Origin of the sequence: Novosphingobium resinovorum, assembly GCF_036352595.1 — a bacterium.
In the GTDB taxonomy this organism is placed as follows: domain Bacteria; phylum Pseudomonadota; class Alphaproteobacteria; order Sphingomonadales; family Sphingomonadaceae; genus Novosphingobium; species Novosphingobium resinovorum_B.
Genome location: NZ_JAZFAX010000011.1, coordinates 131120 through 156191 on the forward strand (window position 1 = coordinate 131120; position 25072 = coordinate 156191).

The following is a 25072-nucleotide window of genomic DNA, read 5'->3' on the forward strand; positions in this document are numbered from 1 at the left end:
ACTTGTGCTTTGCGCCGCAGCAAAGCCGCGTTACGCACAGGCAATGAGTGCCGCCACCGAAGACACCGCCCATCTCTCCCGCATCGACGGCCTTTCCGGCGCGCGGCGGCACTTTCGCTATTTCGATTATGTGATGGCGGCCTTCGTCGCGATCCTGCTGCTGTCAAACCTGATCGGCGCCTCCAAGCTGGCGAACTTCGGCGGCGTCACTTTCGGCGCGGGCATCCTGTTCTTCCCGGTCAGCTATGTCATCGGCGACGTGCTGACCGAGGTATACGGGTACGCCAACGCCCGGCGCTGCGTGTGGGCGGGCTTCTTCGCGATGATCTTCATGGCCTTCATGAGCTTCGTCGTCGTCGCCATGCCGCCCGATGCCGGCTGGACCGGACAGGCCGCCTACGAAGCAGTGTTCGGATCGACCTGGCGGATCGTCCTCGCCTCGCTCACCGCGTTCTGGGCGGGCGAGTTCGTCAATTCCTTCGTCCTCGCCAAGATGAAGCTGATGACCGGCGGCAAGCACTTGTGGACCCGCACGATCGGCTCGACGGTGTTCGGGCAGGCAGTGGACAGCGCGCTGTTCTACCCGATCGCCTTCCTCGGCACCTGGACGCACGAGCAGGTGCTGACCGTCATGGTCACCAACTGGGCGATGAAAGTGGCCTGGGAAGCGGTGCTCACCCCGCTGACTTACGTGGCGGTCGGCTGGCTCAAGACGCGCGAAGGCGTCGAGGTGTTCGACGACAACGTGGACTTCTCGCCTTTCGCCAAGGCGAAATCGGTCTGAATCGCAGCCTGCTCCATCGTCATTGCGAGCAAAGCGAAGCAATCCAGGGCGATTTGCGTCCGGCTGGATTGCCGCGGACCTTCGGTCCTCGCAATGACGGGTAAGTGGCGCTAGTCAGCCGGCGATGAGCCTCGACCGCATCCTCCTGTCCCGTTTCCGCAACCACCGGGAGACCGCCGTGGAAGGCACGGCGCAGTTCAACCTGCTGGTCGGCGAGAACGGCGCCGGCAAGACCAACGTGCTGGAAGCGATCAGCCTGCTCGCACCCGGACGCGGCCTGCGCCGCGCGCAGTTGGCCGACGTGCCCGCGCAGGACGGCGACGGCGGCTTCGCCGTCAGCGCCGCGCTCGCCATGGCGCAGGGAGAGCCGGTCCGCCTCGGCACCGGCGTCGCGGCGGAGCGCCCCGGGCGGCGGCTGGTGCAGGTCAACGGCGCGCAAGGTTCGGCGCTGAGCCTGGCCGAGTGGCTCTCGATCGGCTGGCTGACCCCGGCGATGGACCGCCTCTTCGTCGAGAGTGCGGGCGCGCGGCGGCGGTTCCTCGACCGGCTGGTGCTGGCGATCGAGCCTGCCCACGCAGCCCACGCGGCGCGGCTGGAAACGGCGCTGCGCGAACGCAACCGCCTGCTGTCCGACGAACGCGCGCCCGATCCCCACTGGCTCGACGCCATCGAAGTGCAGCTTGCCGAGGCCGGGGCGCTGGTCGGCACCGCCCGCGCACGCCTCGTCGCCCGGCTGGAGGAAGCGCTGGCGCTGCTCCCCGATGCCCCGTTCGCGCGGCCCTCGCTGGCCTACCAGCCCGGCGGGCCGCTGGAGGCGGGTGCGCTCGCCATCGCCCTGCGCGACGGCCGCGCGCGCGAGCGCGCCGCCCAGCGCACCCTCACCGGCCCGCACCGCGACGAACTGGCGGTGACGATGGCGGGGAAAGGCCAGGGGAAAGGTCAGTTGGCGGCGGAGTGCTCCACCGGCGAACAGAAGGCGATGCTGATCGCCATCACGCTGGCCCATTCGCAGCTGCTGGAAACGGCCGAAAATCTTGGCGGCGAGAACCGCCCGCGCCTGCTGCTGCTGGACGAGGTCGCCGCGCACCTCGACCCGCTGCGGCGCGAGGCGCTGTTCGACCGCCTGCGCGAAGGCTCGGCGCAAGTCTGGCTGACCGGGACCGAGATCGCGCCGTTCGCGGCGATCGCCGGGGAAGCGGCGGTGTGGGAAGTCAGCGCCGGGACGGTGCGGCGGATTTAAGCCGATGGGGCTTCGACAAGCTCAGCCTGAGCGGAACCGGGAGGTTTGCTCTACCTTCCGCTCACCCTGAGCGGAATTAGAGGTCATTACGCTGCCTCCGCTCACCCTGAGCTTGTCGAAGGGTCGCAGCCGAGCCCGCCGAAGCCCCTCACCCCTTGGGCAGCGCATCCGCCACGTCGTCCACCGTCGCCGCGACGATCGCGTCGATGCCGATCGCGGTGGGGTGGACGTGGTCGCCCTGCATCAGGTCGGGCTTGTCGATCACCGGCTGGAGGAAGAACGGCACCAGCACCGCGCCGTATTTCTCGGCGAGCTGCGGATAGATCGGGTTGAAGTTCGCGGCGTAGTCCCGCCCCAGATTCGGCGCCGCCAGCATGCCGAGCAGGACCACGCGGATATCGTCCTGCTTCAGCCGCTGGAGGATCTTTTCCAGATTGGCGCGCGTCTCGGCCGGGGGGAGCGAGCGCAGCATGTCGTTGCCGCCCAGGCTAATGATGGCCAGCAGCGGCTTCACCGGCTGGCTCTTCAGCGTGAAGTCGAGCCGCTGCAGCCCCGCCGCCGTGGTATCGCCCGAAACGCCCGCGTTGGAAATCCTCGCATTGATCCCGCGCGCCCGCAGCGCCTGCTCCAGCCGGTCGGGATAGCTCTCGCCGTCGTCCAACCCGTAGCCCGCCAGCAGCGAATCGCCGAAGGCCAGGATCGGCCGCTCCGGCCCCATCACCGGGATCTGCGGCGGTGCATCGGCCGCGCTTTCGCTGGCCTGCGGCGGGGGCGCCGGGGCCTTGTCGCAGGCGGCGAGCGCCAGGCAGGAGACGGCAAGCAGCGCGAGGGAAACGGGACGCAAGGCAATCTCCTGAAAGGGCCGACTTGTAGGAAGCACAGGTGCTATCCCATATGGGCACAGTGACAAGCCCTGCCCATCCCTCTTCGCTCGCCCCGGCGCCCGCCCCCGACCTCACCATCCTCGCCACCGACCTGCGCCTGACGCTGGGTTCGGGCGAGAGCGCGGTGGAGATCCTCAAGGGCATCGACCTTGCCGTGCCCGGCGGCCAGACCCTGGCGCTGCTCGGCCCTTCGGGTTCGGGCAAGTCGTCGCTGATGGCGGTGCTCTGCGGGCTGGAGCGCGCCAGTTCGGGGCGGCTGGAGGTGGCGGGGCAGGACTTCGCCGGGATGGACGAGGACGCGCTGGCCCGCGCCCGGCGCGGCCGCATCGGCGTGGTGCTCCAGGCGTTCCACCTGCTGCCGACGATGACCGCGCTGGAGAACGTCGCCACCCCGCTCGAACTGGCGGGAATGCCCGATGCCCATGCCCGCGCCGAGGCGGAGCTGAAGGCGGTCGGCCTCGGCCATCGCCTCTCGCACTATCCCGCGCAGCTTTCGGGCGGCGAGCAGCAGCGCGTCGCCATCGCCCGCGCACTCGCCCCGCGCCCGGCGCTGGTCTTCGCCGACGAGCCGACCGGCAACCTCGATGGCGCCACCGGTGCGGCGATCGTCGACCTCCTCTTCGCCCGCCGCGCCGAGACCGGCGCGACGCTGCTCATCATCACCCACGACGAGAGCCTGGCGCACCGCTGCGAGCGCGTGGTGACCATCGGCGACGGCAGGATCGCGAGCGACACGCTCGCAAAGAACCAGATCGTGAGCGATACCCTTGCCTGACGCCCTCCCTTGGCGCACCGCCTGGACGCTGGCGCGGCGCGATCTTTCCGCGCGATTCAAGGGGCTTCGGCTGCTGCTGGTGTGCCTGTTCCTCGGCGTCGGGGCGATCGCCGCGATCGGGACGCTGACCGGCTCGATCGAACACGAACTGGGATCGCGCGGGCGCGAGATTCTTGGCGGCGACATCGAACTGCGCGTCTGGCAGCGCGCTTTCGGCAAACATGAGAACGCCGCTCTGGCGCGCCTCGGCACCGTCTCGCAGGGCTTGCGGATGCAGGCGATCGCCTCGAAAGGCGATGCCACCGCCCCCGTCGCGCTGAAGGCGGTGGATGCGCGCTGGCCGCTCTACGGACGGCTGGAACTGACCGACGGCCGCCGGGTCGGCGCGCCGCCCGCCGGCACCGTCTGGATCGCGAAGGGCACCGCCGCCCGCCTCGGCACCGCGCAGGGCGGGCGCATCGCCATCGGCGGCGTGCCCGTCACCGTCGGCGGGATCATCGCCGCCGACCCCGAGCAGATGAGCGAGGGCTTCGCGCTCGGCGATACCGCCGTGGTGCCGCTGGACCTGCCCGCCCGCGCCGGACTGACCGCGCCCGGCGCGATGTACCGCAGCGTCGCACGGGTGCGCTTCGCCAGTCCGGGGCGCGACCCCGAGGCGGCGGTCGATGCCCTCAAGGCCCGCTTCGGCGACGACTTCGACACCCGCACCCGGCTCGCCGCCTCGCCTTCCACCGAGCGCTTCGTCACCCGCATGGGCGAGTTCCTGGTACTGGTCGGCCTCGCCGCGCTGGTGATCGCCGGGATCGGCATCGGCGGCGGCGTCTCCTCCTACCTCGAGGCGCGGCGCAGCTCGATCGCGACGCTCAAGGTGCTGGGCGCGACGAGCGGCGACATCGCGCGTATCTACCTGCTACAGGTCGGCGCCGCCGCGCTGGCCGGCAGCCTTGCCGGGCTGGCGGCGGGCGTGGTGGTGACACCGCTGCTCGCCTCCGCACTGCGCAGCCTGCTGCCGGTCGAGGCCGGGTTCACCGTCTCCCCGCCGGCATTGGCGACGGCGGCGGCCTATGGCCTGCTGGTCGCGCTGGTCTTCGCGGCGCCGCCGCTCGTGCGGGCGCGCAGTTGGCCGGCGATGGCGCTGATGCGCGCCCGCGTGGCGCCGCTCGCGGCCGACCGCAGGGCGCTGGCGCTGCCGGTGGGCCTCGGCCTTGCCGCGATCGTCGCGCTGGCGCTGGCCAATGCCGCGCAGCCGCTGGTGACGCTGGGCTTCCTCGGCGGCTCCGCCGCGATGCTGGCACTGCTCGCGCTGGTTGGCCTCGGCATCCGCAAGGGAACCGCCCGCCTGCCCCGTCCGCGCAGTGCCATGCTGCGCGCGGGGCTGGCGAACCTCCACCGCCCCGGCGCGCAGACCGGCGCGCTGGTGACCGCGCTCGGCTTCGGGCTTTCCGCCTTCGTGCTGATCGCGGCGGTGCAGACCAGCCTCGATGCCAACATCCGCCGCACCGTGCCCGATCGCGCCCCGGACTTCTTCGTGCTCGACGTGCCCAAGGACAAGGCCGGTGCGTTCGGCAACGCGGTCGAGCGGACCATTCCGGGATCGACGCTCAAGCTGGTGCCGAACCTGCGCGGGCGCATCCTTGCTTATGGCGCCAAGGAGCGGATGACCCGCGTGGCCAGCCTCGGCAAGGATCTGCCCGATGGCGCCTGGGCCCTGCGCGGCGAGCGCGGACTGACGTACTCGGTCGGCGTGCCAGAGGGCAGCACCGTGACCGCGGGCGCATGGTGGCCGACGATCTACCGGGGCGAGCCGCTCGTCTCGCTCGACGAGAAGCTGGCCGAGGCGATCGGCGTCAAGGTGGGCGACTACGTGACCGTCAGCCTGCTCGGGGTGGAGCGTACCGCGCGGATCGCCGCGCTGCGCCGGATCGACTGGGACAGCCTGGGCTTCAACTACGTGCTGGTGTTCTCGCCCAATGCGCTGGCCGATGCCCCGCACAACCTTGCGGCGACGATCGAGGTGCCGCCGGGCGCCGCCACCGCCGGGCTGCTGCCCCGGCTGGTGCGCGCCTTCCCCTCGACCTCGGTGATCGAGACCGGCAGCCTGCTGCGCGATGCCCGCAAGCTGCTCGACCAGATGTCGGCGGCGATCCTGGCGGCGGCATCGGTGGCGGTGCTGGCGGGGCTTGCGGTGCTGCTCGGCGCGATCGCCGCGGCGCGCGCGAGCCGGACCTACGACACCGTGATCCTGCGCGTGCTGGGCGCCAGCCGCGCGCAGCTGCTGGCGGCGCAGATGGCCGAGTACGGCCTGATCGCGCTGGTGCTCGCGGCGGTGGCGCTGGCGGCGGGCAGCGCGATGGCCTGGGCGGTGGTGGTCGAACTGTTCGAGTTCGCCTGGATGCCCGACTGGCCGCGCGTGCTGGCAGTGCTGGCGGCGGGCCTCGTGCTGATCCTCGGCTTCGCGCTGGGCGGAACGCTGCCGCTGCTGCGCGCGAAACCGGCGCAGGCGCTGCGGGAGTTGTAATCTCTCCCGCCGTCATTGCGCTCGCAATGACGATGTCAGGCGAACAGCTTCATCAGCTCGGGGTCGTCGTCCGGCCCCGGGCCCCAGCCGTTCTCCACCCGGTCGCTCTCACGGCAACCCAGGATGATCCACACGATCCAGCCGACATAGGGGATCAGTGTCCACAGGTATGTGGTGCCGCCTTGGCCCCTATCGTGCAGGCGGCGCACCGTCAGTGCGATGCGCGGCAGCGCCGAGCCGGCGATGAACACGAAGAACGCCGTCACGAACACGCCCTCGGCCAGATCCTCGCCGATCACTGCCGAGGCCGCCGCATCGCAGAGCCCCAGCATGCACAGGAACAGGACGTAGCCCAGCTGATAAAGCCAGAAATCCCGGCGCGACGTCCGCCCGCTGAAATCGGCGTAGCGCCGGTAGGGTTCCAGGCAGACCGCGATCATCCGCCGCCGCTCAGGCGAAGACGTCGTGGTTGTCGAACAGCATGGCCGGATCGCGGGTCTTGTAGACCAGCGTGCCGGCGATGAAATCGTGCAGCCCCTGCTTGCGCCCGGTGAAGGCGATCATGATGAAGCCGATGAAGAAGGTCGCATAGGACAACAGCTTGGCGAAGAAGCGGCCGCTCGCGCGCAGGAACGTCAGCCGCTGGCCGTCAAGGTCGGTGACGACGACGCCGACCGCCAGCTTGCCGACGGTGGCCTGCAGCCTGGAACTCTCCATCAGCGCGAAATAGAGCCAGTAGGACGCCAGCATCGAGCCGACCATGCCCAGCATCACCGTCCACAGCATCGTGACCTGGTCGGCCCCGAGCCCGGTCAGCGGGACGGCGAGGCCGAAGCCGAACAGCCCGCCGATGAACGAAGTGGCGACCTGAAGGATGATCCAGTCGAGGATGAAGGCCAGGAAACGCCACCAGAAACCACCGTACGGAACCATGCCTCGCCCCTCAGCAACGACCCAAGGCGGGCCGGACCATGTCGGCCAAGTTCACACCGGCACCGGAAAAATACAAAAGCTTTCTGCATCATAGTCGATCGACCGGCAGAAAGAGGGGCGCGAAGGCCCTGCCCCCGCGCCCCTTCCCAGTCTTGCGCCATCGGTATCCCCGCCGCTTCTCCTCCCAGAGCAGATCCTCCCAGATCCGGCGGGGCGAGGCGCAGTCGCGCTCCGGTCAGAACCGGTAGCGTGCCGCCACGCCGTACGTGCGTGGCTGGTTCGGATAGCCCGAGATCGAGCCGGGCTGCGCCGGGCTGTCGAAGATCTGCAGGATCGTGCGGTCGTTCAGCAGGTTGCGGCCCCAGACGGTCAGTTCGAGGCCGTTCGCCATCGCGTATGTCAGCGAGGCGTTCATGTCGTTGATGTCCTGCTTGAACTCGCGCGCGGCAGCCAGCGCGGCCGAGACGTCGGTGATGTTGCCCGCGCTGTCGGTCTCGACGAGGCCCGGCAGGCCCTCGACCAGCTTGAACTGCGCTTCGTAGTGATAGTCGCCGCGCAGGATCAAGCGGTCCCCGCGCGAGCCCACCGGCTGCACGAACTCCGCCCCGAAGGTGACCGACAGCGGCGAAACACCCGCCGGCCGCGTGCCCGAAAGGTCACCGAAGGCTGAAAGGTTGAAGCTGTCGTACTTGGGATCGAGGTACGTCCAGGCCATCGTCAGCGTCAGTTGGTCGACCGGCTTGGCCGAGCCTTCGAACTCGATGCCGAACGCCGACTGCTTGCCCGCATTGGCGAGGAAGAACCCCGAGCCGGTGAAGATGTTCGACTGGAAGTTCCTGATCTCCTGCTTGAACACCGCGACGTTCGCCGAAACGATGCCCCAGTTGCCCTTGAGGCCCAGTTCGTAGACCGTCGAATTCTCGGCATTGGCGAAGCGGCTGCCCGAGGTCAGGTTGGTCACCGCCAGGCCCTGCGCGCGCAGTTCGACGAGGTCGGCGGGCGTCGGGCGGCTGTCGCGCGAGAGGTTGATCGAGGCCGCCTTGTAGCCGGTCGCCCAGGCCGCATAGAGGTTCACGGTCGGGGTCACGTCCCAGGCGACGCGGGCGGTGTAGCTGAAGTCGCCGTCGCTGACCTTGCCCGGCTCGACCGCATTGGGCACGTTCATGAACTGCGGGAAATACTGCAGCGCGCGCAAGGGGTTGAGCGGGTTCGCGTCCGGGTTGTTGGCGTTGCCGTTCGCGAAGGCGACGAGCTGCTGGTAGACCGGCGCGGTCTGCGGATTGGTCGCGAAGGCGATGATCTGCGCGGTATTGGTGGGATCCACGCCCACCGAGCGCAGCGCCCCGCCCAGCAGCAGTTGCTGGCGGAAGGCGGAATAGCGCGGATCGTCGAAGTCGATGCCCGAGAACACGTCGTTCGAGGTCGTGTCCGTGGCGAAGCGCTTGCGGTCGTGCGTGTAGTTGAGGCCGCCGGTCACCGTCAGCCCCGGCGCGACCTCGAAGTCGAGCTGGCCGAACACCGACCATGCCTCGTTCTTCAGCTTGTACGCTTCGGTCAGGCCGGTGCCCGAGGCGAAGAACTGGCCCGCGTACTTGGCCGGATTGCCTTCGTAAGCGCCGAACGCGGTCTCCAGCGAGGGCACGCTGAGCGCGCCGCCCGACAGGCTCTGGACCAGCAGGTTGGCGTAATTGCGCGCGTCGTCGCCCCAGTAGACCTCGTTGTTCTGGTCGATCTTCTCGTTGAAGTAGTAGCCGCCGATCAGGCCGGTGATCTTCTCGCCCAGCTCGAAGTTGGCGCGCAGTTCCTGGGTGAAGGTCTTGATCCGCAGATCCTGCCAGTTGCGGCCCAGCAGGTCGGCGCTGGAGAAGTCCGAATCCTGGTTGGTCAGCGCATTGGTGCGGCGATACGAGGTGATCGAGGTCAGCTTGGTGCCGCCCAGATCGTAGTCGAGCTGGCCGGAGACGCCCCAGTTCTCGATCTTGTTCGACGATTCGAAGTTGTTGTAGACGATGTTGTCGTACTTCTCGCCCGGCTGGTTGACCGCCCCGCCCAGCGCGAAGATCGCCGCCGTGGGGGTCGCCTGCCGCAGGTTGACGACGGCGCAGCAGTTCTCGTCGATCTTGCCGTAATCGCCGATCAGCCGCAGTTCGAGGCCGTCATGGTTGTCGAACAGCAGCTGCCCGCGCCCGAACCAGCGGTCGCGCTCGTTGGTGCGCTCTCCGGTGGCCAGATCCCTGACGATGCCGTCGCGCTTGTTGAGCCCCCCCGCGAGGCTGAACGCCACGTTCTCGCTCAGCGGCCCGGTGACGGTGCCCTTGACCACCACCGCGTCGTAATTGCCGTAGCTCGCCTCGATATTGCCGCCGAATTCGAACTGCGGCTTGCGGGTGACGATCGAGATCACGCCCGCCGAGGCGTTCTTGCCGAACAGCGTGGACTGCGGCCCCCGCAGCACCTCGATGCGCTCGACATCCGGGAAGTCCGCGATCATCGAGGCCGAGCGCGAGCGGTAGACGCCGTCGATGAACAGGCCGACCGAAGGCTCGATCCCCGCGTTGTTGGCGCCGTTGCCGAAGCCGCGGATGTAGAAGTTGGTGTTGGCGCTGGACTGCAGCTGGTTAACGCGCAAGCTGGGCACCAGCGATTGCAGGTCCTTGAGGTCGCGCATCTGCGCGCGCTCCAGCGTCGCCCCGCTGGTCACCGAGACGGCGACGGGGACGTCCTGCAGCGTCTGCTCGCGCTTGGTCGCGGTGACGATGATGGTGCTGCCGTACTCTTCCTCGGCCGCCTGGGGCGCCGCGTCCTGCGCCAGCGCCGACGGTGCCCAGGCGAGGCCCAGCCCCGCCCCCGCCAGCAGCACGATCCTGCGTTCGCTGAAGATGCGCGTACCGCGCGTGCCGATGCCCGCCAAAACACCTTTCATCTGATCCCCTGTCCCTTCCTGCACGGCTGCCCGCATCGTGATGCGCGAAACTCGCCGCAGAGCGTAAGACGATCAGTTTATGCGGTTCCGGGGCGCCTCACAATGAAGAGCTGTGAACAGGTGCGGACATTCGGCGCCACTGTTGCGCCGCCGCCACATCCTCAACCGGCCTTCTTCGCCTTGTGCTCGGCCAGCAACTTGTCGAGTTCGGCGATCCGGAGCCGTTCGGGCGTGCCTTTGGCGAGACCCTTCAGCCGGCATTCGGCCCACAGGCTGCGGCGTTCGGATTCCAGCGCCTTGAGATAGAGGTCAGCCATTGGTCTTCTTCCTTCTTCTGCCGCCGGCCGAGGCCGGGCGTCGCCCGCCGTTGCCTGGCGTGTTTTCGGCATCTTCGTCGCGCAGCTTGCGCCAGCGCTCCAGCCGTTTGGGTTCGAGGGTGCCGTCCCGGAGCGCTGCCAGCACCGCACAGCTCTTCTCCGTGGTGTGGGTACAGTTGCCGAAACGGCACGCCTGAGTCAGCGCGGTGATGTCGTCGAACACTTCGGCGATGCCGGTCGCGGCGTCGGGCAGGTGAAACTCGCGCATGCCCGGCGTATCCACCAACCAGCCGCCCTTGGCGGGGCCGTCGAGCGGGTACAGCTGCCGCCCCGTCGTCGTGTGCCGACCCTTGCCGTCGATTTCGCGGATCGGCTGGGTCTCGATCTCATCGGAGCCGCGCAGGCCGTTGATCATCGTCGACTTGCCCACGCCGGACGAGCCCAGCAGCGCCACCGTGCGGCCCTTGCCGCAGTACCGGGCGAGCCGCCCGACGCTCGCCGGATCGCGGCCGTTGACCATCTCCACTTCCAGGTCCGGCTGCAGCGCGCGCGCCGCCTCCAGGAACCGCTCGGGCGCCTCGGCGAGGTCGACCTTGGTGAGCACCACCACCGGCCTCACCCCGACCTCCCGCGCCATGACGAGGTAGCGCTCTAGGCGCGCGACGTTGAAATCCTGGTTGCAGGAGGTCACGATGAACAGCGTATCGACGTTGGCCGCGATCAGCTGCAGCCGGCGCTGGTCGGCGGGCGCCTTGCGCTTGAACAGGTTGACCCGATCGAGGATGCGCACCGGCTCCAGCCGCGCCCGGTCCACCAGCAGCCAGTCGCCCACGGCCGCCCTGTCCTCAGGCCCCTCGGACACCGGCAGGGCGGAGTTGATCATGCCGCCAAGGCCGCTTCCGGCGATGTCCACCATGCCGCGATGAACCGCCATCACGCGCACGGGGCACACCTCGCCCCCCTGCTCCTCGGCCGAAAGCTGGTCGGCGAAGAAGGAATTCCAACCGAGGTCTTCGAGGGTGGGGCCGGATGCTTCCATCGTTACGACATGGGCTTTCTTCATGGGACGAGACGCGGGAGAGCGCGGCGCAGCCGCCTGACGGACGCCTTGCAGCGGCCCCGAAATGCCCTTCCGTTCAGCCCCTAGTACGATATCGACCGGCACGCCATGGCGCTCGGCAGGGTTTTCGCCCGATCCTGAATCGCCCGGCCCGACGCACACCGCTTGCCGAAATGCGCGTCATAAGGTAAGGGCGCGCCAATTTTGCGGTGCAGCACACGATGGCTGGCCGCCCCGGCCCTCGTACAGAGAGAACAACAATGTCCGCCCCGCTTCCCTTGCGCAATATCGCGATCATTGCGCACGTCGACCATGGCAAGACCACCCTCGTCGACCAGCTGTTCCGCCAGTCCGGCACGTTCCGTGACAACCAGCGCATCGAAGAGCGCGCGATGGACAGCAACGACCTCGAAAAGGAGCGCGGCATCACCATTCTGGCGAAGCCGACCTCGATCGAGTGGAACGGCTATCGCATCAACATCGTCGACACGCCCGGACACGCCGACTTCGGCGCCGAGGTTGAGCGCATCCTCTCGATGGTCGACGGCGTCGTTCTGCTGGTCGACTCGTCGGAAGGCGCGATGCCGCAGACCAAGTTCGTGACCGGCAAGGCGCTCGGCCTCGGCCTGAAGCCGATCGTCGTCGTCAACAAGATCGATCGTCCCGACGGCCGCCACGCCGAAGTGCTGGACGAAGTGTTCGACCTGTTCGTCAGCCTCGACGCCAACGACGAGCAGTTGGACTTCCCGACCCTCTACGCTTCGGGCCGCAACGGCTACGCCAGCTACGATCCGGACCTGCGTGAAGGCAACCTGACCCCGCTGTTCGAAAAGATCGTCGAGCACGTCCCCGCGCCCGACCTCGACGTCGACGCGCCGTTCTCGTTCCTCGCCACCCTGCTTGACCGCGACAACTTCATGGGCCGCGTCCTGACCGGCCGCGTCCAGTCGGGCACGCTGAAGGTCAACGACCCGATCCGCGCCATCGACATGGACGGCAAGGTCGTCGAAGTGGGCCGCGCCACCAAGGTGCTCTCGTTCCGTGGCCTCGACCGCGTGCCCGTGGAAGAAGCCCGCGCCGGTGACATCATCGCGCTCGCTGGTCTCGAAAAGGCGACCGTGTCGAACACCATCGCCGATCCTTCGGTCACCGAGGCGATCCAGGCGCAGCCGATCGATCCGCCGACCCTGGCGATGCGCTTCGCCGTCAACGACTCGCCGCTCGCGGGCCGTGAAGGCGACAAGGTCACCAGCCGCATGATCCGCGACCGCCTGATGCGCGAAGCGGAAACCAACGTCGCCATCCGCGTCACCGAATCGGCCGACAAGGACAGCTTCGAAGTCGCCGGTCGCGGCGAACTCCAGCTGGGCGTCGTGATCGAAACCATGCGCCGCGAAGGCTTTGAACTCGGCATCAGCCGTCCGCGCGTGCTGTTCGGCACCGACGAAAAGGGCGGCCGCACCGAGCCTTACGAAACCGTCGTGATCGACGTGGACGACGAGCACTCGGGCACGGTCGTCGAGAAGATGCAGCGTCGCAAGGCAGAGCTGACCGACATGCGTCCGTCGGGCTCGGGCAAGACCCGCATCACCTTCTCGGCCCCTTCGCGCGGCCTGATCGGCTACCACGGCGAGTTCCTTTCGGACACGCGCGGCACCGGCATCATGAACCGCCTGTTCGAGAAGTACGACGCCCACAAGGGTCCGATCGAGGGCCGCCAGAACGGCGTGCTGATCTCGAACTGCACCGGTGAAGCGGTCGGCTATGCGCTGAACAGCCTTGAAGATCGCGGCGTGCTGTTCATCAAGCCCCAGGAAAAGATCTATGAGGGCATGCTGATCGGCGAGAACGCCAAGACCGACGACCTCGAAGTGAACCCGATGAAGTCGAAGCAGCTGACGAACTTCCGTTCGACCGGCAAGGACGACGCCATCCGCCTCACCCCGCCGCGCGTGATGACGCTGGAGCAGGCGATCGCCTACATCGACGACGACGAGATGGTCGAAGTCACCCCGCAGTCGATCCGCCTGCGCAAGGTCCACCTGGACCCGAACGAGCGCAAGAAGCAGAGCCGCAAGAAGGAAAGCGCCTGATTTTGCCCTCCCCTGCGGTCGGGCTTTCAAAAAGCGCGATCGCGGGGGGATGCATCGAAGGTCGAACGAAAGGCCGGGGCGCACAGGCGCTCCGGCCTTTTGCTTTTCCGATGCGCGGGGATCGCTGCGCCGGCACGGCACAGCCGCAGACAGCGATCCTGCGAAGCCTGGCGAAGCCGCATCGCGGCCGCAAACGCAAAAGGCACCCACCGATTCCCGGTGAGTGCCCTTTGACGATCAGAAAACCTCGGTGGGTCGGACTACCTCCGGCCCTTGGTTCACGCCCCTCCCGGAGGGGCCGAACTCACTCCCACTCGATCGTGCCGGGCGGCTTGCTGGTGTAGTCGTAGACCACGCGGTTGATGCCCTTGACCTCGTTGATGATGCGGGTCGCGACGCGGCTCAGGAACGCGGCGTCGAAGGGGTAGATGTCCGCCGTCATGCCATCGGTCGAGGTGACCGCGCGCAGGCCGCAGACGCTGTCGTAGGTGCGGCCGTCGCCCATTACGCCCACCGTCTTGACCGGCAGCAGCACCGCGAAGGCCTGCCAGATCGCGTCGTAGAGGCCGGCGTTGCGGATTTCCTCCAGGTAGACCGCGTCGGCCTTGCGCAGGATGTCGCAGCGCTCGCGGCTGACTTCGCCGGGGATGCGGATCGCGAGGCCCGGTCCGGGGAACGGGTGGCGGCCGACGAAGATGTCGGGCAGGCCCAGTTCGCGGCCCAGTTCGCGCACTTCGTCCTTGAACAGCTCGCGCAGCGGCTCGACGAGCTTCATGTTCATGCGCTCGGGCAGGCCGCCGACGTTGTGGTGGCTCTTGATCGTCACCGAAGGACCGCCGGTGAACGAGACGCTCTCGATCACGTCAGGGTAGAGCGTGCCCTGCGCGAGGAATTCGGCGCCGCCGATCTTCTTCGCCTCGTCCTCGAACACGTCGATGAAGGTCTTGCCGATGAACTTGCGCTTGGCCTCGGGGTCGGTAAGGCCTTCGAGCCCGTTGAGGAACAGCGTCGAGGCATCGACGTGGACCAGCGGGATGTTGTAGTGGCCGCGGAACAGGCTGACGACCTGATCGGCCTCGCCCAGGCGCATCAGGCCATGATCGACGAAGACGCAGGTGAGCTGGTCGCCGATCGCCTCGTGGATCAGCACCGCCGCCACCGCCGAATCGACGCCGCCCGACAGGCCGCAGATCACCCGGCCCGAGCCGACCTGGGCGCGGATCTCGTCGATCTTGGTCTTGCGGAATTCGGCCATCGTCCAGTCGCCGGCAAGGCCGCAGACGTGGCGCACGAAGTTCTTGAGCAGCTTGCCGCCGTCAGGCGTATGCACGACCTCGGGGTGGAACTGCATCGCGTAGATGCGCTTCTCGTCGTTGGCGATCACCGCGAAGGGCGCGCCGGGGCTGGAAGCGACCGGGCGGAAGCCGGGGGCAAGGCTGGCCACCTTGTCGCCGTGGCTCATCCACACCTGATGCGTCTCGCCGACCTTCCACAGGCCGTTGAACAGCGCGCACTCGTCGGCGATCTCGATGAAGGCGCGGCCGAACTCACCGCCGTCGCCGCCGGTCACTTCGCCGCCCAGCTGGTGCATCAGCGACTGCTGGCCGTAACAGATACCCAGGATCGGCAACCCGCTTTCGAGGATGACCTCCGGGATGCGCGGGCCGTTCTCGTCCAGCACGGAGGCGGGCGAGCCTGACAGGATGATTCCCACCGGCTTCATGCGGTGGAACGCTTCCTCGGCAGCGTTGAAGGGCGCGATCTCGGAGTAGACTCCGGCCTCGCGCACGCGGCGCGCGATAAGCTGAGTCACCTGGCTGCCGAAATCGACGATCAGGACGGATTCGGTCGAGTGGATATTCATGGCGGGCCACTAGTATCGTGCGCCTTGACTGTCCAGTCCCCGAAGGATCGCGAATCGCACATAGTGCGCCGCAATCCCGTCACCGCGCTGCCATTTTCATCGGACGGCAGGGCATCGGCAATTCTCTATTCGCATTGCAACATCGCCTTGCTCTCGAATTGCTGCCTATTTTTTAGGCAGAAACCTCAATCGGACCGGGGGCGGGGCTTGGCGGAGCGGATGAAATATCCTGCCAACCGGTGATCTTGCGACGCAAAACTGCTGATTTCCGGTACTGACTTGAGGAACTTGCACACCGATTTGAGCCTTGGTTGCGCAAGATGCAACTTAGCTTGCCGCTTTTGAATTTGCGCAATTTTTGGGCATCGCTATTTGCCGCGTCGCAGCATGAGGCGCCGGAACGCTTCATGCGGCAAGCAGTACGGAGCGCCGGAACGCCCCGTACATGCGATAAAACAAAAGAATGTTTGCAGGAGCCATTATCATGACCCTCGTCCACCGGACGTTCGGGTTCGCTGCCGCGCTGGGCACCAGCGCGCTGGCGTTCGCGCTCACCCTCGCCTGATCCGTCAGGCGCTGGGAGCGTTACCCTGAATTACCCACGAGAAGGGCGGCCTCACGGCCGCCTTTTTTCGTATGCGGGTCAGGCCGCCATCTTGAGCGGGGCAGCGGGGACGTCAGCCGTCGCAGCCCGGCCCGGTCGCACGCGTTCCAGCAACCGCCCCGGCCGGGGCAGGTCGAACAGCCAGCCGGCCCGCACCCGCATCAGCGCGGCGTGCACGGCAAGGGCCACGGCGACGACGAGCGGGACCGCGAGCACCGGATAGGCCGCGCCGAGCCAGAAATTGCCCAGCAGCGGACCACCCCACCGGCCGGTCGCATAAGCCAGCACCGGCAGGATCAGGAAATGCAGCAGGTAGATCGGCAGCGTCCGCTGCGCCAGCCAGGCAGCCGGCGCGGTCAGCCCGGCGACGCGGCGCGCCGCGATCGCACAGAGCGAGGCCCCCGACGCCACCGCGAGCACATCGACCGGCAGCAGGAACGTGTTCGCCCGCAGGCAGATCAGTGCCCCCACCGCGTAGCCCACGCAAAGCGGCAAGACCCGGCGCGGCGAGGCGCGGGCGACGAAGGCGAGGATCGGCTCCTTCATGCGCACGCCGGCCACGAAGAAGATCGCGCAGCGCAGAACCTTGTGCTGGTGGCCGACCAGGTCCGGCGCGTAGACCGTGCCCAGCACCGACAATCCCGCGCACAAGGTCAGCACGACGGGAAGCGGCAGCCGCAACGTCATCCGCGTGAACACGTAGTAGATCGCAAGGGCGGCAAGATACCACGACAGCACCACCAGCAGCAGGATCGGCAGGAAGGCATTGTCGAGCGAGGCGGAGAACCAGGCCGGATCGTCCTGGATCGGGATCAGCGCCTGATAGGCCACGCCCCAGGCGAGATAAAGGTAGAGCGGGCGAACCAGGCGGTTGCGCTCGGTGTTCTCACGCGGGTGCAGTATCGAATTCGACGCGAGTATGCCCGAGACGAGAAAGAACAGCGGCATCCGCACCGGCCGCACGAAACCGTTGATCGCCAGCCACGCGCGCGCCAGTTCGTCCTTGTGCGCCCAGGGCAGCGTCAGGATATGGTCGCCGCAATGCATCATCACGACCAGCAGGATGCAGGCCGCCTTGGCCACGTCCGGCCAGACCAGGTCGCGCTCGCTTCGATCGTTTCGCATGAAAACCCACCCCTTCGGGCAGAATACCTACGTAAATAGCCCTAATCAGAGGTTAACCGAGGGCACCCTTGCAACCTGCCGGCACCCGCTTTCACCGCCCCGCCGCGACCTTGTGGAAAACCGCCGGGCCAGAGGCGCTTTCGCTTGGGTTTGCGCGCCCCAAACCCTATATGCTCGGCATGTCCAGCACTTCCGAAAACAAGAACCAGAACTCCTACGGCGCCGATTCGATCAAGGTCTTGAAAGGCCTCGACGCGGTCCGCAAGCGCCCCGGCATGTACATCGGCGATACCGACGACGGCTCGGGCCTGCACCACATGGTGTTCGAGGTTTCGGACAACGCCATCGACGAGGCGCTCGCGGGGCACTGCGACCTGGTGCTGATCGAACTGAACCCCGATGGCTCCGTTTCGGTGGAAGACAACGGCCGCGGCATTCCCACCGGCATCCACTCCGAGGAAGGCGTCTCGGCGGCCGAAGTCATCATGACCCAGCTCCACGCCGGCGGCAAGTTCGAGAACACCTCGGACGACAACGCCTACAAGGTCTCGGGCGGCCTCCACGGCGTCGGCGTCTCGGTAGTGAACGCGCTGTCGGAATGGCTGGAACTCACCATCTGGCGCGACGGCCAGGAGCACTGGATGAAGTTCGCGCACGGCGACGCCGTGGCACCGCTCATCGTCAAGGGCCCCGCCCCCAAGGCCGAGCAGAACCCGGACGACAACGGCTTCAAGAAGGGCACCCGCGTGACCTTCCTGGCCTCGACCGAGACGTTCAAGAACGTCACCGAGTTCGACTTCGACAAGCTGGAGCACCGCTACCGCGAACTCGCGTTCCTTAACTCGGGCGTGCGCATCAAGCTGCGCGACAAGCGCCACGAGGAAGTCAAGGAGCACGACCTGTTCTACGAAGGCGGCATCGCCGCTTTCGTGAAGTACCTCGACCGCAACAAGACCGCGCTGCTGGCCGAGCCCATCGCGATCTCGTCCGAGCGTGACGGCATCGGCATCGACGTCGCGCTGGAATGGAACGATTCGTATTACGAGAACGTCCTGTGCTTCACCAACAACATCCCGCAGCGTGACGGCGGCACGCACCTCGCCGCGTTCCGCGCGGCGCTGACCCGCACGCTCAACAACTATTCCGAGAAGTCGGGCCTTCTCAAGAAGGAGAAGGTTTCGCTGACGGGCGACGACATGCGCGAGGGGCTGACCGCGATCGTCTCGGTCAAGCTGCCCGATCCCAAATTCTCGTCGCAGACCAAGGACAAGCTGGTCTCCTCCGAAGTGCGCCAGCCGCTGGAAAGCCTGATGGCGGACCGCATGAACGACTGGCTGGAGGAGAACCCCGCCCATGCCAAGTCGATCGTCCAGAAGATCATCGACGCCGCCGCCGCCCGCGAAGCCGCCAAGCGCGCCCGCGAACTGACCCGCCGCAAGGGCGCGATGGACATCGCCAGCCTGCCCGGTAAGCTGGCCGACTGCCAGGAGCGCGATCCGTCGCTGTGCGAACTGTTCCTGGTCGAGGGCGATTCGGCAGGCGGCTCGGCCAAGCAGGGGCGTGACCGCAAGACGCAGGCGATCCTGCCGCTCAAGGGCAAGATTCTGAACGTCGAGCGCGCGCGTTTCGACCGCATCATCTCGTCCAAGGAAGTCGGCACGCTGATCCAGGCGATGGGCACCGGCATCCGCGACGATTTCACGCTCGACAAGCTGCGCTACCACAAGATCGTCATCATGACCGACGCAGACGTCGACGGTGCGCATATCCGCACCCTGCTGCTGACGTTCTTCCACCGCCAGATGCCGGACATCATCCGCGCCGGGCACCTCTTCATCGCCCAGCCGCCGCTCTACAAGGTGGCGAAGGGCCGCAGCGAGGTCTATCTCAAGGACGGCGCCGCGCTGGACCGCTACCTGGTCGAAGCCGGGCTCAACGGCCGCATGCTCGAAACCTCGGGCGGTGCGCGCATGGGCACCGATCTTGAAAGCCTGGTCGAGCATGCGATCCGCATGCGCAATCTCATGGCCTTCGTGCCGCGCCGCTACGATCCCACGATCATCGAGGCCCTGGCGCTGGCCGGCGTGTTCGAGCCCGAGCTGTCGACCGACGCCCGCAGCGCGGCGCTCGCCCGCACGGCGGCCTGGCTCGATCGCGGCGACACCGAGGCCCGCTGGTCGGCCCGCTTGTCCGAGGACGGCACCGTCGAGGTCGAGCGCGTGTGGCGCGGCGTCACCGATCACCACAAGATCGAGGGCAGCTTCCTGTCCAGCGCCGAGGCCCGCAAGCTCGCCCGCCTCGCCGCCGAGAATGCCGAAGTCTACGCCGGAACCGCCCGCTTCGTGCGCGCCAGCGCGGCGGAGACCGAAGCCGAACCGACCACCGACACGGACGGCGAGGAAGAACCCGTCGCCACCGCCCGCCCGACACAGGGTGCGGACGTCATCACCCGTCCCAGCCAGCTGCTGACGCTGGTGCTCGCCGCCGGTCGCAAGGGCCTGTCGATCGCCCGCTACAAGGGTCTGGGCGAGATGAACGCGGACCAGCTCTGGGAAACCACGCTGGACCCGGAAAACCGCATCCTGCTGCAGGTCAAGGTCGAGGACGCCGACGTCACCGACGAGATCTTCACCCGCCTGATGGGCGACATCGTCGAGCCGCGCCGCGACTTCATCCAGGAAAACGCGCTGAACGTGGCAAACCTGGACGTATGACAATTCCTCCCCGAGCTTGTCTCGGGGAGGTGGCAGCCCGAAGGGTTGACGGACGGGGTTTTCGAGTTCTCCCCTCTCCACCACCCACTGCGCGGGCGGGAGGAATTTTCAGGCCTGCAGCAATTCCGGCAGCTTGCCCGACATGCCGCGTGCCTCGTCCATGAAGAAACGCTTGAGCAGCGGGGTGCGCTGCACCGTGCCCATGCCGAGGCGGCGCACGGCGCTGGCCGTCCGGCCCGGTACGCCGAACAGGCGGGTCAGCCCGTCGGTCGCGGCCATCACCATCAGGCTGTCGAGGCTGCGCCACTTCTCGTAGCGCGCCAGCATCTGCGCATCGCCGGGTTCGAGGCCGAGGCGCATGCCCTCGACCAGCACTTCCACCAGCGCGCCGACATCGCGCAGGCCCAGGTTCAGGCCCTGCCCGGCGATCGGGTGCATGCCGTGAGCGGCATCGCCGATCACCGCAAGGCGCTCCTCGACCACGCGCCCGGCGTGGTGGAAGCGCAAGGGATAGCTCATGCGCGGGGCCGAGAGTTCGATCTTGCCGAACACGCCGTGCATGCGCTCGAACACTTCGTTGACGAACATCGCATCGGGCATGGCGCTGACGCCGGCCGCATCCTTTTCCGCGACGGTCCAGACCAGCGCGCTGCGATGGCGGCCATGTGCGTCGTCCAGCAGCGGCAGCAGCGCGAACGGCCCGGCCGGGTAGAAGATTTCCCAGGCGGTGCCGTCATGCGGCTTTTCGTGGAACAGCCCGGTCACGAAGGCGCGGTGGTGGTATTCCCATTTCGCCAGCGCGAAGCCCGCCTCATCGCGGGTGGGCGACTGGCGCCCTTCCGCCGCGACCAGCAGCGAGCCGCGAATGACGCGGCCGTCCGAGAGTTCCACCTCGACGCCGTGCGGGCCGCGATCCTTGCGCACGGCCTCGGTGCGCACGTGCCAGGCGATGTTAGGCTCCTGCCGCGCCGCATCGAACAGGGCGATGCGCAAGTCGCGGTTGGCGAACATGCGACCCAGCGAGCCCTCTTCGGCCTTGGGCGTGAAGTCGATGCGGCCGGGCTTCATCCCGTCGGTCACCGCGATCGAGGCGATCGGGCAGCCCAGCTTCTCCAGCGCTGGCGCGAGGCCGATGTTGGTGAACAGGTTCCAGCTCGCGGTCGAGATCGCCGAGGCGCGGCCGTCCGCGCCTTCGGCCACCAGATCCGCCGGGTCGGCGCGGTCGATCACATGGGTGGTGATGCCCGCCCGGGCGGCGGCAAGCGCCAGCGTCATGCCGACGAGACCGCCGCCCAGGATGATAAGATCGCGCCTTTCAGGCGCCGTGCCAGTCGTATTCGAGTCGCTCATCGCGAGCAGCTATCGGCCTCCCCGGCGTAGATGTCGAGGCACCTTCCGTCCCATGTGCCCGCCGGTTCGCTCAGGCCCACCAGTGCGGCAAGGGTCGGCGCGATGTCCACCGTCTCGACCGGCTGCGCCTGCTCCATGCGGTTAATTCCCTTGCGCCAGAACAGCATCGGCACGCGGCGATCGTAGTCCCACGGGCTGCCGTGGGTGGCGGTGTAGCCGGGGGCCGGCCTGGTGCCCGGCACGACCGCGCGCTTCGTCATCATCAGCACTTCGCCTGAGCGGCCCGGATAGAACGAGGCGGCGACGCGCTCGATCTCGGTCCAGTCCTGCGGGTGACCGGCGGGCACCTTGACCTTCTTCAGCTCATCGGCGGTGTAGACGCCCGAGATCTGCGGGTTGGCCTTGAGCTGCGCGACGAGGGTGGCGACGGCCTGCTTGTGCTGCTTCGGCGTGAGGCCGGCATTGACCCAGATGTCGCCCGACCCACCGGCGCCGTAGAACAGCGGGCCGTCCTTGGGCACGATGCCGGTCGCCTTCGACACCGAGGCCGAAAGCCCCTCGTCGGTCAGCGACGGGTCGAGGCGGCTGGCCTCGGGCACGCCCTGCAGCTTCATGCGCTCGGGCGCGTCGGCTCCGCCGTGGTCGGCGCTGAGCACCACCGCATAGTCGATCCCGCGCGCATCCAGCGCAGCGAGGAGCTTGCCGATGGTCTGGTCCAGCACGTTCATCTGGATGCACATCTCGACGCCCTCGTTGCCGTAGGCGTGGCCGACCTTGTCGGTGGCCGAGTAGCTGACCGAGAGCACGTCGGGCACGTCGTCCTTGCCCAGCGGCATCTCGTCGAGCAGGCGGATGGCCATGTCGGTGGTCATCTCGTCGGTGCGCGGGCTGGCGAAGAAGCCCTTGAAATCACCGGCCTTCAGCGGGAAGCGATACGTGCCGATGGTGAAGCCGCCCGCCGGACCGTTCAGCGCGATCGCATGGTCGACACCGCCGCACCAGCCCGGCACCGGCAGTTCGGGCGCGCCCGCGGTCACGGCGGCGGCGATCGCCTGGTTCTCGGCGACGACGGCGGGGGAGACCTTGCGGTCCTCGAAGGTGACGAAGCCCTTGCCCTTGATCCAGTAGGCGGCGTCGGCGGTGTGCCCGCTCATCATCACCACCGCGCGGTCCTTGAACGAGACGGCGGCGTTGATCGTCTTCGGGTTCTTCGCCTTGAGCAGGTCGCCCAGCGTCGGCGCCATCAGGTGATCGGGCTTGATGACCGAATCCTCGGAGTTGCTCTTGGGATCGGTCTCGTCTTCTGAACAGTAGACCTTCTTGTCGGCGCGGGCGATGCCGGGGACGTACCAGTCGTTGGCGACGATGCCGGTGCGGCTCGGGTGCACGCCGGTCAGCAGCGTCGAGTGCCCGGGGCAGGTCTCGGTCGCGGCGTGCGACTGGAAGCCCGAGGGGAACACCGCGCCCTGCAGCAGCCGGCCCAGGCCCTGCGAATAGTGCTCCCGGTACTGCTGGAACAAGTCCGCCGAGAACTGGTCGACCGAGATCGCGACGATCAGCTTGGGCGGAGTCTGCGGCGGAGTCTGCGTCTGGGGCGAAGGCGCGGGCGCCTCGGCGGGAACGGGAGCGGCCTGCTGCGCGAAGGCGGGCGGGGTCGATGCGAGCGCGAGGGCGGCAAGGGCGCACGTTGCGAGCGAGGAGAACGGCAGGCGCATCGGATGGGGGTTCCTTGAAAAGTCCGGGCGTTAGGGGCAGATGCTTCGATGACCGGATCGCCGCCCTCTGACAAGGGCCGCCAAAACGCCACGGAGCATCATGCAAACGCGCCGCTACCGCCTGCTTGTGACACTCTTGTGTCATGCCATGCTCCTTCTGGGTGCCGTTCTGTCCCTTTCGGTGCCCGCCCGCGCGGCGCCGACCCACATCGCCGCCGAACTCGTCGCCGGGCCGGTCAGGGACGGCCGGACCACCCTCGCCATCCGCATGACGCCCGAGGCGGGCTGGCACGGCTACTGGATCAATCCGGGCGACGCGGGACTGGGCATGCAGCTGTCCTGGGAATTGCCGGAGGGCGCGAAGACGGGCGAACCGCGCTATCCGGTGCCCGGCACGCTCGTCGTGCAGGGGCTGATGAACCACGTCTACGAAAGCGAGTACGCCGTGCTCGTGCCCGTGACGCTGCCCGCCACCGCCACCGGGCGCCTGCCGGTCCGCGTCAAGGCGCAGTGGCTGGCCTGCACCGAGCAGATCTGCGTGCCCGAGCGCGCCGAACTGGCGACCGAGATCGTGCCCGGCGCCCCTCACGACGCCCGCTTCGACGAATGGACCCGCGCACTGCCCGCGCCGCTTGACGCGCCGGCAGCCTTTTCCCTGAACGACAAGACCTTGCGGATCGCGATCCCGCTGCCGGCGGCCGTGGCGCTGGATGCCCCGCACGTATTCGTGAAGCAGGACAAGCTGGTCGACTACGCCGCCCCGCAGGCCTTCGCGCGCAAGGGCGACCTGCTACTGGTGACGATCCCGCGCGCCCGCTTCGCGGCGCAGGGCGCGCAGGACATCGACGCGGTGCTGCGGCTCGACGGCGCCGGCAACGGCATCGCCCTGACCGCCCGCCCGGGCACCGTCCCCTCCGGCGGCACCCCGATCGCGGCGACGGACGCGCCCGAGTTGCCCGCACTGCCCTGGCTGCTGCTGGCGGCGGTGGCCGGCGGCCTGCTGCTCAACGTGATGCCCTGCGTGTTCCCCATCCTCTCGCTGAAAGCGCTGAGCCTGGCCCGCGCGGGCGAGAGCGAGGCGCATGCGCGTGCGGAAGGCCTCGCCTACGCCGCCGGGGTAATCCTGGCATGCCTCGGCCTCGGCGCGGTGCTGCTGGCGCTGCGGGCGGGCGGCGAGCAGGTCGGCTGGGCGTTCCAGCTGCAGGAGCCGGTGGTGGTCGTCGCGCTCTTCGCGCTGGCGGTGGCGATCACGGTCAACCTGCTGGGCCTGTTCGAATTCTCCGTCCCCGGCTTCGCCTCGGCCGGATCGCCCCAGAGTGCCTTCGCGACCGGACTGCTGGCCGCCTTCGTCGCCACCCCCTGCACCGGACCGTTCATGGCGAGCGCGATGGGCGCGGCGCTGCTGCTGCCGATCGTCCCTGCCATGACGCTGTTCGCCGCGCTCGGCCTCGGCATCGCCTTGCCGTTCCTGGCGGTGGCCTTCGTGCCCGCCCTGCGCGCCCGCTTGCCCAGGCCCGGCCGCTGGATGGTCACCTTCCGGCGGATCATGGCGGTGCCGATGGCGCTGACGGCGGCGGCGCTGGCATGGCTGATCTGGCGCCTCGGCGGATCCGCCTCGCTCGCGTACGTGGGGGCGCTCGGCGCCTTGCTCATCGCGCTGCTGGGACTGGTCGGACGGGCCCAGCGCGCCGGGCGGCGGGCGACGATGCCCGCGTTCGCCACCCTTGCGGTGCTCGCGGTCGGCGTGCTGACGATGCCCGCCCCGCAGCCCCAGTCGCACGAGACCGCATCGGTCATCGCCGCCCGCCCCTTCTCGCCCGAGGCCCTGGCCAGGGCAAGGGCCGGCGGCAAGCCGGTCTTCGTGTGGATGACGGCGGACTGGTGCCTGACCTGCAAGGTCAACGAGGCCGCCGCGATCGAGCGCGAGGACACCCGCGCGGCATTCGCGAAAGCCGGCGTCGTCGTCCTGCGCGGCGACTGGACTCGGCGCGACCCGGCGATCACCCGCTACCTGACCGAGCAGGGCGCGGCCGGAGTTCCGCTCTACGTCTGGTACGGCCGGGACGGCCAGGCCGAGACGCTGCCGCAAGTGCTGACGCCCGCGCTGCTGGCGGAAAAGGCGGCCGGGTAGCGCCCTGCCGCCGGGGCTTCGACAAGCTCAGCCTGAGCGGGA

General features: G+C 68.1%; 17 protein-coding genes. 7 read left to right on the forward strand and 10 right to left on the reverse strand.

Going from position 1 to position 25072, the window contains the following annotated elements; translation table 11 throughout:
* The first annotated feature begins 43 nt into the window (after positions 1 to 43).
* Positions 44 to 784 carry a queuosine precursor transporter gene (locus V2S85_RS12780; RefSeq protein ID WP_330703237.1) on the forward strand — a complete coding sequence of 247 codons (741 nt, stop codon included), beginning with the start codon at positions 44 to 46 and terminating at the stop codon, positions 782 to 784.
* 124 nt (positions 785 to 908) lie between these two features.
* Positions 909 to 2024 (forward strand): DNA replication/repair protein RecF, encoded by a 1116-nt coding sequence (recF, locus tag V2S85_RS12785; protein WP_330703238.1) that lies wholly within the window; start codon positions 909 to 911, stop codon positions 2022 to 2024.
* 148 nt (positions 2025 to 2172) lie between these two features.
* Here the strand turns inward: recF and V2S85_RS12790 are convergent, their stop codons facing one another.
* Entirely contained in the window at positions 2173 to 2868 is a 696-nt protein-coding gene (locus tag V2S85_RS12790) for an arylesterase (RefSeq protein WP_330703239.1), read from the reverse strand.
* Between the two features lie 50 nt (positions 2869 to 2918).
* Between V2S85_RS12790 and V2S85_RS12795 the strand changes: the two genes are divergently transcribed.
* Together V2S85_RS12795 and V2S85_RS12800 are read left to right on the forward strand one after the other, a co-directional pair.
* Positions 2919 to 3683: an ABC transporter ATP-binding protein gene (locus V2S85_RS12795; protein WP_330703240.1), complete on the forward strand. Its 765-nt coding sequence runs from the start codon at positions 2919 to 2921 to the stop codon at positions 3681 to 3683.
* The gene (locus tag V2S85_RS12800; protein WP_330703241.1) at positions 3676 to 6201 is read left to right on the forward strand and encodes an ABC transporter permease; all 2526 of its coding nucleotides are present in this window, start codon (positions 3676 to 3678) and stop codon (positions 6199 to 6201) included. The genes V2S85_RS12795 and V2S85_RS12800 overlap by 8 nt, the downstream gene beginning before the upstream one ends.
* Positions 6202 to 6236: 35 nt before the next feature.
* On the opposite strand, the gene V2S85_RS12805 is transcribed toward V2S85_RS12800, so the two are convergent.
* The 5 genes from V2S85_RS12805 to rsgA form a co-directional block, all read right to left on the reverse strand.
* Positions 6237 to 6641 (reverse strand): DUF805 domain-containing protein, encoded by a 405-nt coding sequence (locus V2S85_RS12805; RefSeq protein ID WP_330703242.1) that lies wholly within the window; start codon positions 6639 to 6641, stop codon positions 6237 to 6239.
* Between the two features lie 10 nt (positions 6642 to 6651).
* The gene (locus V2S85_RS12810) at positions 6652 to 7134 is read right to left on the reverse strand and encodes an RDD family protein (protein ID WP_330703243.1); all 483 of its coding nucleotides are present in this window, start codon (positions 7132 to 7134) and stop codon (positions 6652 to 6654) included.
* 235 nt (positions 7135 to 7369) lie between these two features.
* Positions 7370 to 10057, reverse strand: coding sequence for a TonB-dependent receptor (locus V2S85_RS12815; RefSeq protein WP_330703244.1), 2688 nt, complete (start codon positions 10055 to 10057; stop codon positions 7370 to 7372).
* A gap of 161 nt (positions 10058 to 10218) precedes the next feature.
* Entirely contained in the window at positions 10219 to 10374 is a 156-nt protein-coding gene (locus tag V2S85_RS12820; protein ID WP_172705113.1) for a hypothetical protein, read from the reverse strand.
* Positions 10367 to 11437 (reverse strand): ribosome small subunit-dependent GTPase A, encoded by a 1071-nt coding sequence (rsgA, locus tag V2S85_RS12825; protein ID WP_330703245.1) that lies wholly within the window; start codon positions 11435 to 11437, stop codon positions 10367 to 10369. The genes V2S85_RS12820 and rsgA overlap by 8 nt, the downstream gene beginning before the upstream one ends.
* 257 nt (positions 11438 to 11694) lie before the next feature.
* Between rsgA and typA the strand changes: the two genes are divergently transcribed.
* Complete coding sequence (typA, locus tag V2S85_RS12830; protein WP_330703246.1) at positions 11695 to 13527, forward strand: translational GTPase TypA; 1833 nt, start codon at positions 11695 to 11697, stop codon at positions 13525 to 13527.
* 304 nt (positions 13528 to 13831) lie between these two features.
* On the opposite strand, the gene guaA is transcribed toward typA, so the two are convergent.
* Both guaA and V2S85_RS12840 read right to left on the reverse strand, forming a co-directional pair.
* The gene (gene guaA, locus V2S85_RS12835) at positions 13832 to 15391 is read right to left on the reverse strand and encodes a glutamine-hydrolyzing GMP synthase (RefSeq protein ID WP_330703247.1); all 1560 of its coding nucleotides are present in this window, start codon (positions 15389 to 15391) and stop codon (positions 13832 to 13834) included.
* Positions 15392 to 16034: 643 nt separating this feature from the next.
* Complete coding sequence (locus V2S85_RS12840) at positions 16035 to 17120, reverse strand: acyltransferase (RefSeq protein ID WP_330703248.1); 1086 nt, start codon at positions 17118 to 17120, stop codon at positions 16035 to 16037.
* A gap of 179 nt (positions 17121 to 17299) precedes the next feature.
* Here V2S85_RS12840 and gyrB point away from each other — a divergent pair, with 179 nt between their 5' ends.
* On the forward strand, positions 17300 to 19834 hold the full coding sequence (gyrB, locus tag V2S85_RS12845; RefSeq protein WP_330703249.1) for a DNA topoisomerase (ATP-hydrolyzing) subunit B: 2535 nt from the start codon (positions 17300 to 17302) through the stop codon (positions 19832 to 19834).
* A 108-nt stretch (positions 19835 to 19942) separates the two neighbouring features.
* Here the strand turns inward: gyrB and V2S85_RS12850 are convergent, their stop codons facing one another.
* Positions 19943 to 21184 carry an FAD-dependent monooxygenase gene (locus tag V2S85_RS12850; protein ID WP_330703250.1) on the reverse strand — a complete coding sequence of 414 codons (1242 nt, stop codon included), beginning with the start codon at positions 21182 to 21184 and terminating at the stop codon, positions 19943 to 19945.
* A complete protein-coding gene (locus tag V2S85_RS12855) occupies positions 21181 to 22899 on the reverse strand; it encodes an alkaline phosphatase family protein (protein WP_330703251.1) in 1719 nt (572 codons plus the stop codon). The genes V2S85_RS12850 and V2S85_RS12855 overlap by 4 nt, the downstream gene beginning before the upstream one ends.
* 100 nt (positions 22900 to 22999) lie before the next feature.
* On the opposite strand from V2S85_RS12855, the gene V2S85_RS12860 reads away from it, so the two are divergent.
* Positions 23000 to 25030, forward strand: coding sequence for a protein-disulfide reductase DsbD family protein (locus V2S85_RS12860; RefSeq protein WP_330703252.1), 2031 nt, complete (start codon positions 23000 to 23002; stop codon positions 25028 to 25030).
* Positions 25031 to 25072 lie beyond the last annotated feature (42 nt).